The following is a 12,392-nucleotide window of genomic DNA, read 5'->3' as shown; positions in this document are numbered from 1 at the left end:
GGGTTTGATTCTTTCATATAGCTATAATACTATATTTTATGGGTTTGGTATTACTAGACGTTTTAACTGGTAAACTAAATTTACCCTGTACATCAGTCGATACTTTAGTAATTGAAGAATAGTCAATACCATCCCCAGAAACAATCGCATTGGCAATTTCATTGCCCTCAGTATCTTTCACGCATCCATTTAGTGTAATCGTTTGCATCACTTGGTCAGCATTCCAAGGTGCGATTCGATTAATCGTTCCTTGATAGACAAACTCACCATTGCTTAACCTCACTAAAGTCGCAGTACCCGACTGTACCCAACCATTTTGTGCCAAATCATAATAGAATAATGGAATGGTATTCGGCAAATCTTTATTACGGCTTGATACTTGGATATTAACGGTTGCAGTTTTACCATTCGATAGTGCAAGCTCCGCGCCACTATCATCACGAACCGTCATCAGTATGGCGCCATAACTATCCATCCAGCCGCCACCGACAATTTGATAGCCACCTGGCATATTCTCAGGCTCTTGCGCAGATTCAATCACAGCAATTTGAACATTGGCTTTACCCACAATGGCTTGCCCATCTTTACGTACTAGACTGTTAGCAGGAATGGTTAACATAGCATTATTATTAGTGATTTTAATTTCTTGAGTAGTATTGGACTCAACTGAAGCATCCGCTTTTACTAGATTAAAGTCCAAACTATTGGGTGTTGGCTGAAAATTTTGATTAATCGCTTGAGTAAAGTAGCCATTGGCTATAATAATGATATTCGTGCTACCAACTGGCAAATCTGACAAACTATAAGCACCTTCGCTATTGGTGGTGACTGACTTATCATTAACTTTAACTACGGCATTGGCAATCGGTAATAACGTCTCTTTATCAATCACTTTACCCGTTAGAGTAGTTTTTACGACGGGTTGTACAGGGGGTGTACTAGTAGAAGGACTATCACTACCACCACAACCGCCTAAAAAAATTGAAGCCACAACAACGGGTAATAAAGCTTTCTTAAACATGATTAGCGCTCCTTCGTAGTTAGTTAGTTTGTTTGTCAAATTATCAATTTATTTCTCTAAACAATCTAAAATTAGTAAACTTTTATAAATAATTATTCAGATTTCTTAATTTTTTGTCAACAAATATTTATATATTTCTCTATTGTTTTCATTATTTGATTAATATTGTTATTACAATTACATTTAATACTGGATTTTTTTTGTTAATTAAAAACTTTAAGTTGAATAACCCAAAATCACCACATCAGCAATAAAGCCTTTCATATCACAAACTTGCTTAAACTTGCCCCATGTCTCAAATCCTAGCTTTTCAAACATCGCAAGGCTCGGTGTATTATGGGCAAAAATCAGCGCAACAACTTGCTGCACGCCACAACTCGGCGCAACTTGGATTAAATAATTGACCAACGCCTTGCCCACGCCTTGCCCCTTGGCTTCCTCTACCACATAGATACTGATTTCAGTACTGATATGATAGGCAGGGCGCGCGTATAAATCAGATAAACTGCCCCAACCGACGATTTCACATAAGCTAGTTTCGGAGCTAGTTTGAGCAACCACCAACGGACGATTGCCTGTATGAGCGTCAAACCACGCTTGCCTATCTGCCACGCTCACAGGCTGTAAATCTGCCGTGGCTTGCTTACCTGCGACACTTTGATTATAAATTTCAACAATGCGCGGTAAATCATCAATCGTAGCTAGGCGAATACAAAGGTTATGATACGCTGCAGACATAGCGACTCCAAAATTGAACCAAAAAATGCGGCTAAAATTTGCCGAAAAATCTTATTAGCGCGTATGTTAACAACATTTTTACTTTATAATAAGCGATTTCATAAAATTGATAGTTTGCGATGCTCATGAACGTGATTGACTTATCTGACTGGCTAAAAAATCCAACCCTATTACCTGATTCGGTACTGACGATTGGTAATTTTGATGGGGTACATTTGGGTCACCAAGCGATGCTAGATAAAGCCAAGTCTTTGGCAAAATCTCAGCAACTTGCCAGCATGGTGATGATTTTTGAACCACAGCCGCGTGAGTTTTTTAGCCCGCAAACCGCCCCTGCAAGGCTCACCAATTTGGCAGAAAAAACCCAATTGATTGCTGAACACAATATCGATAGCTTGATTGTGGCAAATTTTGATAATGACTTTCGGAATTTATCGGCACACGATTTTGCCAAAATGTTGGTCGAATTAAACGTAAAGCATCTGGTATTGGGGGATGATTTTCGCTTTGGGCATGACCGCACTGGCGATAGTGAGTTTTTGCGTGCGTTTGGCTTGCCTGTGCAAATTTTGCATACCGTGACCGACCATGCGCATCAAGATGAGCGTGTCAGCTCAACCCGCATTCGAGACTGTTTGCAACACGGGGACTTGGCAACGGCAAAGCATCTGCTAGGGCGAGATTATGCGATTACTGGCATGGTGGAACATGGCGATAAAATTGGTCGCACGCTTGATTTTCCCACCGCCAATATTGCGCTAAACCGTATCAAGCCTGCCCTGCATGGGATTTTTGCGGTATCGGTGACCGCTACCGATGGCACGGATTTATCAACACTGGGGGAAAATACTCAAACTGGCGTGCAAGGGCTCAACAAAGGCAGTTTGTTTGGCGCTTGCAATGTGGGTACTCGTCCTGCGCTAAAAAATAAGTATGGGGTAGAATGGCGACTGGAAGTCAATTTTCCAAAGTTTGATGGGGATTTGTACGGCAGAGAACTCACAGTGACGTTTTTGCATTTTTTACATGGAGAAATTAATTATCCAAGCCTTGACGCGTTAAAACAAGGCATTGCCCAAGACGTGGTGGATTTACTTGACTGGCGTGAGCAGCAAGCCTTTGCAAAATCAGTCCCTTAGGCTGATGAGCATTGCTATCCTTCAGCAACTATCTTTAGCGTTTTCAACTATTTTTAGCGTTTATAGCTATTTTGGTGAGTGAGATTTTTTTTGTGACAAACTTACCAAAATCAAGGGTGAGATAAGCCAAACCACGCTTTGTCAATCCGCCAATTTTAACATATAATACCCTGTTATCAATTTTTTACCTTTTGCACTTTTTATAGAATACCGAGAGTTACATGACCGACAATACTGACAATCAGTCAATCGACTATAAAGACACCCTAAACCTTGCCGATACCGTATTTCCCATGCGTGGCGACCTTGCCAAACGCGAACCTAAATGGCTAGAACAATGGTTTGCCGACGATGTGTATGCCCAAATTCGTAGCGCTCGTCAAGGTCGTGAAAAGTATGTATTGCATGATGGCCCACCCTATGCCAACGGTCAGATTCACTTGGGTCACGTGGTGAATAAAGTGCTTAAAGACATGATTGTCAAATACAAGACGCTTGACGGTTATGATGCGCCGTATGTACCGGGTTGGGATTGTCATGGATTGCCGATTGAGCAAAAAGTAGAAGGCATTATCGGTAAAGTCGGTCAACCCCATAAAGACAAAAGCAAAAACGGTGCCATCGTGACGTCAACCGAATTTCGCGGCGCTTGCCGTGACTATGCCAAAAGCCAAATTGACCTGCAAATGGTTGACTTTAAACGCTTGGGCGTATTGGGTGACTGGGAAAATCCTTATCTGACCATGAACTTCAAGCAAGAAGCTGATACCGTCCGTGCATTGGCAGAAATCTACAAAAACGGTCATATCACTCGTGGTATGAAGCCGGTGAATTGGTGTTTGGATTGTGGTTCGGCGCTCGCAGAAGCAGAAGTGGAATATGAAGATAAAAAATCCGATGCGATTTATGTCGGTTTTGATATCGTCAACCGTGAGGCGTTAGCGGCGACTAAAGCGGTTGATGGCGCTTTGCAGGCGGTGATTTGGACCACCACGCCTTGGACGTTGCCTGCCAATCAGGCGATTACCGCAAGCGCTGAGCTAGAGTACTCCGTGGTAAAGGTGACGTTTAACAAACAAGCATTTGCTATTCCTACCACGCTTGACACGCCTAATTATTTACTTCGCCGTTTAACCAAAGACGATAAAACCGCTTTACAGGCAAGTGCATCTGACCCTTTGATTTGGGAAATGTTGCCGGAAAAACGCCACGAACCTGCCGTATTTGAGCCGTATTTCAAAAAAGCCGTTGAGCAAAAAGCCTTTGCGATTGTCGATAAAAAAACCAATGACATTATCGGCACAACGCGTTTTTATGATGATAATGTTGAAGAAAATTCGATTGCGATTGGCTACACCTTTTTGATCCGTGAGTATTGGGGGTCAGGGGCAAATGCCGAAATTAAATCGGTTATGCTAAGTCATGCCCAATCGCAGCGAGAAACGATTTGGTTTCATGTTGCCCCCGATAATCAGCGTTCTGCCAAAGCGTTAGAAAAAATTGGCGCAACTTATCAAAAAACCGCTGACAACGGTTTGGGTGAGCGCTTGTTTTATCAAATGGCAGGCGAAAAACCACAGGCAAAAATCAGCCATTTAATTGTCGCTTACAATTTAGTTCCGCATTTAATGAGTGTGTTTAACGCCAAAGAATACAGTGTGTTGGCGACCGTGAAAGGCGATGCGTTAACCGCACTTAAAGCGCAGCACCCACTGATTGCCGAGCGCCAAGTGCCGATTATCACAGGCGATCACGTGACGGCGGATAGCGGTACGGGTTTAGTACACACTGCGCCCGCGCACGGTGTCGATGACTATATGGTCGGTCAAAAATTTCACTTACCCACCGAAAACCCAGTCGCAGGTAATGGCGTGTATTTGCCTGAAGCCAAAGTTTTTGTCGGCGAGCATATTTATAAAGCGCAACCAAAAATTATCGAAACGCTCAAAGCCAGTGGCCATTTGCTCAAGCATGACGTGATTACTCATAGCTATCCGCATTGCTGGCGACACAAAACGCCGATTATTTTCCGTTCAACGCCCCAATGGTTTATCAACATGGAAAGCCAAGGTCTGCGTGAGCAAGCATTGACCGATATTCCAAAGGTGGTATGGACGCCAAGTTGGGGACAAAATCGCATCGAATCGATGATGCATAGTCGCCCAGATTGGTGTATCAGCCGCCAACGTACTTGGGGTGTGCCGATTGCCTTTTTCATCCACAAAGACACGGGCAATTTGCACCCAAATACGGCTGAGCTTATGGAAAAAGTCGCGCAAGTGATTGAGCAAGGTGGTGTAGAAGCGTGGTTTGATGCCGCGGCTGAAGACTTTATTGGGGATGATGCTAAAGAGTATCAAAAATCGACCGATACGCTAGACGTGTGGTTTGACTCAGGGTCAACCAATTTTGCCGTGCTCGCCAATCGTCCTGACTTAGCCAATCCTGCGGATTTATATCTTGAAGGCTCTGACCAACATCGGGGTTGGTTTCAGTCTTCACTTTTGGTGAGTGAAGCGATTTATGGTCGCCCACCATATAAGCAAGTGTTGACGCACGGGTTTACCGTAGATGCAAAGGGCTATAAATTATCAAAATCCAAAGGCAATACCAAAGGCTTTGAACCGCAAGAACTTGCCAATAAATATGGTATTGATATCGTGCGCCTATGGGTCGGCTCAAGTGACTACCGTTACGAGATGGCGGTATCGACTGAAGGTTTTGCGCGCACTACCGATATGTATCGCCGTATTCGTAACACCATTCGTTTTTTACTGGCGAACACAGACGACTTTGACCCAGCGACCGACATGGTCGATGCTAGCAATTTGGTCAGCCTTGACAAGTACATTTTAAAACGCGCTGAGGCGGTACAAGCTGACATTCGCCAATCTTATACCAACATGGATTTTCACCAAGTGTGTCAAGCGGTAGTGGGTTTTTGTTCACAAGATTTGGGCGGTTTTTATTTAGACATCATTAAAGATCGTCAATACACTACCAAAGCCAATGGTGAAGCGCGCCGCTCAGCACAAACCGCGATTTATCATATTGCCCATGCGTTACTGCGCTGGATTGCACCGATTTTGTCATTCACCGCACAAGAAGCGTGGGAAATCTTAAAAGGTCCCCATACAAGCAATGGTAATGGCTATATCTTTACCGAAGAGTGGTATGAATTCCCACCAGTGGTATTGGATGACGTGAGCGAGTCGGATTGGCAAGCGATTTTGAATGTCAAAGAAACCGTCAACAAAGCCTATGAAATTGCGCGCACCGATAAAGTGATTAACGCCAATTTATCGGCCAATGTCACCGTGTATGCACCAGATACTACCATGGTGTCACTCAATCGATTAGGCGATGAACTCAAATTTGTGTTGATTTCAAGCCAAGCCAATGTAGCGGCATTAACCAACCAACCAAGCGATGTGACCTATAGCGACGAAGACAGCCAAGTTGCGGTAGTGGTCAAGCCTGCCACGGGTGAAAAATGTATCCGCTGTTGGCACATTCGCGAGGACATCGGCATCAATCCTGCCCATCCAGAAATCTGTGGTCGCTGCGTCGAGAATGTCGAAGGTCAAGGCGAGGTGCGTCATTATGCCTAACACCCAGGCAACGACTGCTGCCACTCATTCATCCACTACCCTACCCATCAACGGCAATAAAGCTATGGTGTGGTATGGTATTGCGGTTTTGGTAATGATTATCGACCAACTTACCAAGTTGTACTTTGAGCACAACTACCAGCTGTACCAAACCACGGCGATTATTGAGCCGATTTTTAACTTTACCCTTGCCCACAACCATGGCGCGGCGTTTAGTTTTTTGGCAGATAAAGGCGGCTGGCAAAAATGGCTGTTTAGCGGACTGGCACTGGCTGTTTCCCTTGGCATCATGGCGTATCTACGCAAAATACCCCAACAAGCCAAATTATTGGCTTTGGGTTTGTCATTGGTGCTGGCGGGCGCGGTGGGCAATTTGATTGATCGGGTACGTTTGGGCTATGTGATTGACTTCTTGCATGTGCACTATGGCGATGCGTGGCATTTCCCGATTTTTAATATGGCTGATGTGGCGATTAATATTGGCGTTGCATTGATTTTGATCGATGCGTTCTTATTAGAATCCAAACGTAAAACCCTTTAATTTTTAGATGGATGAACAATCGCATGAATCATGACATTATTACGCCAAATGAACAAACCCGCATCACTCAAGACTCAACCGTTGATTTGCATTTTGAGGTCAGCTTAGAAAATGGCACCGTCATCGACTCAACTTTTGAGCGTGGTGAACCTGTTCGCTTGGTGGTGGGTGATGGTAGTCTGCTTGAAGGGTTTGAGAAGGTACTTATCAATTTGACAGCGGGTGACACGCGCACCGCATCGCTGTCGCCTGAGGAAGCATTTGGTGAATGGAACCCTGACAACGTACAGACTTTTAGTCACGCGCAGTTTGCCGTGACTGGCAATCTGCCGGAAGTCGGCACCATGATGGAATTTGAAGACAAAGGCAAAACCACGCTCGTGGGTGTGGTCAGTGACGTCACTGAAGACGCCATCAAAGTGGATTTTAACCATCCATTGGCAGGTCAAAATATACTATTTAAAGTGCAGATTTTTAGAGTGACGCCAAAAGACAGTAAAGGTATCACACTAAGCTGACATTCATCTGAATGGAAGCTTTCAATAAAAAACCCCTAAAAATAAAAACCGCTGATTAACTCTCAGCGGTTTTTTACAGTCTATCAGTTAACCGTTTGGGTATCATCGTCTGCCGCATCACCTTCTTTAGCGTCTGATTGTTCTGCCAGTCTTGCACGCTGCTCAAAACGTTCGCCCGTCGCTTTAATACCCCATACCAACTCCACAAAAGCGCGGTTATTGATGAGCGGCTCATCTTCAATAATCAAGAAATAGCCCGTTTTGTTGATCCATAAAAACACAATACTGGTATTGGGCATCAACATATCAATACTGGTAAAAAATGACACCCCATAGCCATGTACCGCCCAACCGCGCTGCTGTTGGCGCTCTAAAAAGCCATAAAAATCGGCGGCGGCTACCGACAGCGTCTCTGCTTGTTGCTGGGTAAAGCCCATTTTTGCTAGACAAAAGCCTTGATCTGATGCAATTACGACACGGCGACTACCCGATAGGCTCGCTGCTACATATTTTAAGAAATTATCTAGCTGCACGTGCGGAGCGACCACCCGCTTTTCAAGGGTCTCAATCCAACCTTCTTCGATAAACATATCTAGCCAAGTGTCACTATAATGCTCACCCCATTCCCGCGCCGTCATACTTTCTTCAGGGGCGAGCACCGCTTGCAAGGCTAGTTGCTGCTCTGAGGGATTGGCGCTTGAAAAACTATGCAATACCCCGGCAGGCGTTAAAATTATATAAGTGTCGTTTTGTTCTGGCATGCTGCTTTCCTTAAATTTTGATAGACGGCAAAGGTCATGTTGTCAATCACTGTGATAGGCTTGGTAAATTCAAAAGCTAATTCATTCGGCTATAATTAAGCGGCTTGCTTGGCAAAATATTCTTTGGTTTCAAGCCATTTGTCATTAAAATCCCATTTGTTTTTTGACATTTCCCACCAAACCATACTAAATGCCAATCGGTCATGACAAACAACACAATGGTTAAAGAATTCTTCTTCTATTTCGGCAATTTGCTCGGCTTGATCTTCTGGATCGTCTTCTTCTTCCATAATATCTAATAACGCAGCAATCGTCATTTGTGCCACTACTTTTGAGTCATCAGTGGACACACGTAGTTGGTGTTGATAAGTGTTCATTGAAGGCGATACCAATACGCTCCAGCGTGTGGCAAGATGGCTGACGCTAAACACATACTCACCATGATTGACGCATTGGTCAAACCCTTGTAGCAGCGTTGGGGTTAGTTTTTCTCTCACTTGGTTGAGCATACGGTCACCAAAATAGGGCACGTCAAACCAACAACCATAAAACATATCGGCTAACGCACCTTGTAAGGGCTCTTTTTCATCAAGCTCCATCGCTGCCATGATGCGGCTGGTATGGATATCCATATTCATCGGTTGGTCAATCACTTGTCGACTATAGAGACGAAAATTAAGCCAATGTTTTTGAAATTTTCTACGATTACGATTCGACAATGAATACATGCTGATTCCTCAAAAAATTAGCCTAATTATATAAAAAGTTATGTGACAAGGGTGAGGTATTAGTGACTGACGCTGTGAAAAATCCACGCATTTATCCCCTACTATACTATTAAACCCGATTGCAATCAAAACGCTTCAGCATAAAAAAAGCGCAACTCCATCTAAACATGAATTGCGCTATTGGGCAAGATGACAAGCTTGACCGATTAATCCAATAAGGTATCCATTAAATCAATCATAAACTCGCCGTCTTCTTGGGTCATCGGCTCAAAACCGTCGCTCATCCCCAGTTCTTGTAATACTTGTTTGCCTTCGGCTGTGTCTTTTAAGCTTAATAAGGCATCGATAAATGGCTCACTGTCGGCAAAACTCTCTTTAACCAGTAGCACATGGCTGATATCGCTCAAATCACTTTCAATCAATACCTGCATCTGCGATAAAGTCAAGCGTGACAAGCTATGATAAACTTCAGATAAAAAGAATGCCGCATCGGCTTCGCCTTTAATCAAATTACGCGCAGCGGCTTGGTAAGTCTCGGTAACTTTCCAAGTAATGTCAGCTTCTAACAAATCCACGGCTTCTAGCAGACGAAGCCCAATCAATTTGACATCACGATTATCTGCCATGGCAATGGTGCAGCCTGCTTTTAAATCATCAAGTGCTACAATGCCGCTATCGGCTTTTGCAGCAATCACCATTTCATCAGATTTGCCCAGTGGACGAGCCACGGCGCGATAACCCTGCTCCCGAATCATTGCCGCTGCATCGAAGGGATTGGCATAGATAATATCCACGCTTTGCGCTTGGATTAAGTCGGTTTGTTCATGCGCAGACGCCGGTGTCAGTAAGTGGATGTGAATGCCGGATTTTTTTTGTAGCAGTGTATTGAGCATATGCCACCCTGCAAAACGCTCAGGCGCGAAGTCAGGCGCAATGAGTAAATTAATTGTCATTAGGCTTGCTCCTCTAGCATTTTGCGATACAGTGCTTCAGCTTGTGCGATTTTGCTGCGTGATGGTTTGCGTCGTACTGACGTATAGCCAACCGTTTCGCCATGGCGGATATTGGGCACAGCTGTCGCATACACCCAGTAGTAGCTGCCATCTTTGCACAAGTTTTTGACATAGCCATGCCATTTTTTGCCTGTTTCGACTGTTTGCCACAAGTCTTTAAAGGCGGCTTTTGGCATTTGTGGATGTCGCAAAATATGATGCGGCGCGCCAATTAATTCATCACGGCTATAGCCACTGATATCCACGAAGGCGTCATTGGCGTGGGTGATAATGCCATCTAAATCCACGCGTGAAACGATAAGTTTGCCATCTGGGTAAGGTAGCTCGTTTTCGGTGGTATAAACGACACGACTTGAGCCATCTGAGTAAGTCAGACGATGCGCTGTAGCATCGCCAGCAGGTTGGTCCATATCGGGTAATTGTACAGATTTCATTACCTCTCCTTATAAATTTTTGATGGATAAATTTTTGATTGAGTCACGGTTGCTAATACCGGTGAAAGGCTGACAAAGTTAAACTATTTGTAAGTTTTAGATAAGTTTTGATAAGGCTTCAGCCGCACGCTTCATATCCAAGAACACCAGACCCAATTTGGCATTTGGTTTGGTCAAAATGGTCAATACCGCTTCTGTACCCGATGCCGACATAATCACATAGCCTTTTTCGCCTTGTACCATGACGCGCTCGATACTGCCACGCGCTAGTTCTCGACCTGCACGGTCACCGAGTGATAGTAGCGCCGCTGACATCGCACCGACACGGTCTTCATCAATGCCCGCTGGCAATGCTGACGCAATCATCAAACCATCGGTTGAAATCAGCGCAGAGGCTTCTACGTCTGCTGAAGAGCTGTTTAGGTCATTTAAGATTTGTTGGAACATATCGGTACGCATATCAAGAACCTTTTTAGTAAACAAATTTAGAGGGGTAGTGAAAAAATTTACGGGGCAAAATAACCACAAGCTTGCGCTCATCCAATCGGTATTAAACTCATTCATCATTGTGGTGGGCAAAGTGTAAAAATAACGGTGCAAAAATAATCGTATAAAAACAACCGTGCTCAAATAGATGACAAACGTTGTCAAGTGATGGTTTGATTAAGCATGGCTCATGGGTAATTGATGCAGGTTAACGGTTTAACCGCTGTAGCGAGTATTTAATCGCAAGTGATTGTCATATAACGTTTTGTTACGTACATAATAACAGATTTGGTGAAATTTTTACCTTTTATTACAATGCTATTTGACTGAAAAAATTTAGTGAGCGTCTGTGATATTCACATGATAAAAAAAAGCCAAGGTGATGGCAGCTTGGCTTTTCTACTTAATTATAGTCGTAACGATTAAGGCTGTTTAGGGTGAAGCACTTGCCCATGCAAGCGCGCCAGTCCATCCACCATGCGCTGCTGCAAGATAGCGGTAATTTCGTTTCGGGTTTTACCCGCAGGGTCAATGGCTGCTAACGGCAACACATAGGCTTTGGCAGGGCGGTTATCAAGGACACGTTTGACGCTATCTATCAAGCCAATATCGCCATAATACGGAATGTTTTGGTCAAGTTCGCCATCTTGGTTGACATAGCAAATCACAATCGGTTGAATGAGCACTTGGCTGTCCATCGCAGACTGCAACAAGTTGCCATAAATACGTTTAATCGCTGTACCGTCTGTGGTGGTCGCTTCTGGGAAGAAAACCACGGGTGAGCCTTGTGATAAAAACTCACTCATCTGCTCACTGATTTTGCTGGTATCGCCCGAACCGCGCTGGATAAATAAAGTGTGGGCGGTGGTCGCCATCCAACCAATCACCGGCCAATGCGCGATTTCGGCTTTGGACAAAAAGAAGGTCGGTACAATACTACCCACCACAGGGATATCGAGCCAAGAGATATGGTTGCTCGCCCACAACGCGTGATGTGTCGGTATTGGCTCAAGTGCAGTCACCTCAATGCCTAACGCTTTGAGCGATTTTTTACAGAATTTTTGAATCAGTTGGATGATTTGCTGATTATCGGGATTTGGTGTGCGGCTAATCTGCCATGCATAGCCAACCCCTGTTTGAATCGCAGCCATTAAATTCATAAGGCGCTTGCTACGTTGCCACTGGGTCGCCAAATTCTTTTTACTGTAGGTAGCAGGTTGTCGCAGTTGTTTTGCTGTTTCGCTAAGTAGGCTACTGATTGTCAACGCCGATGGCGCGGTTTTGCGGTTAGATTTTTGCATAAGGTAAATATGTGAGTGAAAAATTGTGGATGTAGTATAGCAAATTATTGGGCACACGGCTTACTGCGTCTTCTTGAGTTTCAACAATAACCCAATAGCAA

At 44.2% G+C, this 12,392-nt stretch carries 12 protein-coding genes; 4 read left to right on the top strand and 8 right to left on the bottom strand.

Going from position 1 to position 12,392, the window contains the following annotated elements:
• Positions 1–13: 13 nt before the first annotated feature.
• Together RT084_RS11335 and RT084_RS11330 are read right to left on the bottom strand one after the other, a co-directional pair.
• Positions 14–1,021 carry a carboxypeptidase regulatory-like domain-containing protein gene (locus RT084_RS11335; RefSeq protein WP_312385864.1) on the bottom strand — a complete coding sequence of 336 codons (1,008 nt, stop codon included), beginning with the start codon at positions 1,019–1,021 and terminating at the stop codon, positions 14–16.
• A gap of 216 nt (positions 1,022–1,237) precedes the next feature.
• Positions 1,238–1,759 (bottom strand): GNAT family N-acetyltransferase, encoded by a 522-nt coding sequence (locus tag RT084_RS11330; protein WP_312385865.1) that lies wholly within the window; start codon positions 1,757–1,759, stop codon positions 1,238–1,240.
• A gap of 125 nt (positions 1,760–1,884) precedes the next feature.
• Here RT084_RS11330 and ribF point away from each other — a divergent pair, with 125 nt between their 5' ends.
• From ribF to fkpB, 4 genes are all read left to right on the top strand, one after another.
• Entirely contained in the window at positions 1,885–2,898 is a 1,014-nt protein-coding gene (gene ribF, locus RT084_RS11325) for a riboflavin biosynthesis protein RibF (protein WP_312385866.1), read from the top strand.
• Positions 2,899–3,119: 221 nt separating this feature from the next.
• Positions 3,120–6,509: an isoleucine--tRNA ligase, N-acetyltransferase domain-containing gene (ileS, locus tag RT084_RS11320; RefSeq protein WP_313100083.1), complete on the top strand. Its 3,390-nt coding sequence runs from the start codon at positions 3,120–3,122 to the stop codon at positions 6,507–6,509.
• Positions 6,502–7,050 carry a signal peptidase II gene (lspA, locus tag RT084_RS11315; RefSeq protein ID WP_313100081.1) on the top strand — a complete coding sequence of 183 codons (549 nt, stop codon included), beginning with the start codon at positions 6,502–6,504 and terminating at the stop codon, positions 7,048–7,050. Before ileS ends, lspA begins: the two co-directional genes overlap by 8 nt.
• Before the next feature lie 23 nt (positions 7,051–7,073).
• Positions 7,074–7,568: an FKBP-type peptidyl-prolyl cis-trans isomerase gene (fkpB, locus tag RT084_RS11310; protein ID WP_095355898.1), complete on the top strand. Its 495-nt coding sequence runs from the start codon at positions 7,074–7,076 to the stop codon at positions 7,566–7,568.
• A gap of 83 nt (positions 7,569–7,651) precedes the next feature.
• Here the strand turns inward: fkpB and RT084_RS11305 are convergent, their stop codons facing one another.
• The 6 genes from RT084_RS11305 to RT084_RS11280 form a co-directional block, all read right to left on the bottom strand.
• A complete protein-coding gene (locus RT084_RS11305; protein WP_313100079.1) occupies positions 7,652–8,329 on the bottom strand; it encodes a hypothetical protein in 678 nt (225 codons plus the stop codon).
• Positions 8,330–8,424: 95 nt separating this feature from the next.
• Positions 8,425–9,057 (bottom strand): hypothetical protein, encoded by a 633-nt coding sequence (locus RT084_RS11300; RefSeq protein WP_313100077.1) that lies wholly within the window; start codon positions 9,055–9,057, stop codon positions 8,425–8,427.
• 206 nt (positions 9,058–9,263) lie between these two features.
• Positions 9,264–10,010 (bottom strand): phosphate/phosphite/phosphonate ABC transporter substrate-binding protein, encoded by a 747-nt coding sequence (locus RT084_RS11295; RefSeq protein ID WP_007117203.1) that lies wholly within the window; start codon positions 10,008–10,010, stop codon positions 9,264–9,266.
• Positions 10,010–10,504 (bottom strand): PAS domain-containing protein, encoded by a 495-nt coding sequence (locus RT084_RS11290; protein ID WP_099834334.1) that lies wholly within the window; start codon positions 10,502–10,504, stop codon positions 10,010–10,012. The genes RT084_RS11295 and RT084_RS11290 overlap by 1 nt, the downstream gene beginning before the upstream one ends.
• A 96-nt stretch (positions 10,505–10,600) precedes the next feature.
• Positions 10,601–10,963 carry a roadblock/LC7 domain-containing protein gene (locus RT084_RS11285; RefSeq protein WP_007117205.1) on the bottom strand — a complete coding sequence of 121 codons (363 nt, stop codon included), beginning with the start codon at positions 10,961–10,963 and terminating at the stop codon, positions 10,601–10,603.
• Between the two features lie 449 nt (positions 10,964–11,412).
• On the bottom strand, positions 11,413–12,291 hold the full coding sequence (locus RT084_RS11280; protein WP_312385874.1) for a lysophospholipid acyltransferase family protein: 879 nt from the start codon (positions 12,289–12,291) through the stop codon (positions 11,413–11,415).
• Positions 12,292–12,392: the final 101 nt, after the last annotated feature.

It is taken from the genome of Moraxella sp. CTOTU48717, from assembly GCF_032057165.1.
Classification (GTDB): domain Bacteria; phylum Pseudomonadota; class Gammaproteobacteria; order Pseudomonadales; family Moraxellaceae; genus Faucicola; species Faucicola tetraodonis.
The sequence above is the reverse complement of the archived record's forward strand: the minus strand, read 5'-3'. Positions and strand labels throughout refer to the sequence as shown.

Excerpts from the sequence above, each read along its gene's own strand:
- RT084_RS11335 (WP_312385864.1), bottom strand. The coding sequence starts at position 1,021 with ATGTTTAAGAAAGCTTTATTACCCGTTGTTGTGGCTTCAATTTTTTTA.
- RT084_RS11330 (WP_312385865.1), bottom strand. The coding sequence starts at position 1,759 with ATGTCTGCAGCGTATCATAACCTTTGTATTCGCCTAGCTACGATTGAT.
- ribF (WP_312385866.1), top strand. The coding sequence starts at position 1,885 with ATGAACGTGATTGACTTATCTGACTGGCTAAAAAATCCAACCCTATTA.
- ileS (WP_313100083.1), top strand. The coding sequence starts at position 3,120 with ATGACCGACAATACTGACAATCAGTCAATCGACTATAAAGACACCCTA.
- lspA (WP_313100081.1), top strand. The coding sequence starts at position 6,502 with ATGCCTAACACCCAGGCAACGACTGCTGCCACTCATTCATCCACTACC.
- fkpB (WP_095355898.1), top strand. The coding sequence starts at position 7,074 with ATGAATCATGACATTATTACGCCAAATGAACAAACCCGCATCACTCAA.
- RT084_RS11305 (WP_313100079.1), bottom strand. The coding sequence starts at position 8,329 with ATGCCAGAACAAAACGACACTTATATAATTTTAACGCCTGCCGGGGTA.
- RT084_RS11300 (WP_313100077.1), bottom strand. The coding sequence starts at position 9,057 with ATGTATTCATTGTCGAATCGTAATCGTAGAAAATTTCAAAAACATTGG.
- RT084_RS11295 (WP_007117203.1), bottom strand. The coding sequence starts at position 10,010 with ATGACAATTAATTTACTCATTGCGCCTGACTTCGCGCCTGAGCGTTTT.
- RT084_RS11290 (WP_099834334.1), bottom strand. The coding sequence starts at position 10,504 with ATGAAATCTGTACAATTACCCGATATGGACCAACCTGCTGGCGATGCT.
- RT084_RS11285 (WP_007117205.1), bottom strand. The coding sequence starts at position 10,963 with ATGCGTACCGATATGTTCCAACAAATCTTAAATGACCTAAACAGCTCT.
- RT084_RS11280 (WP_312385874.1), bottom strand. The coding sequence starts at position 12,291 with ATGCAAAAATCTAACCGCAAAACCGCGCCATCGGCGTTGACAATCAGT.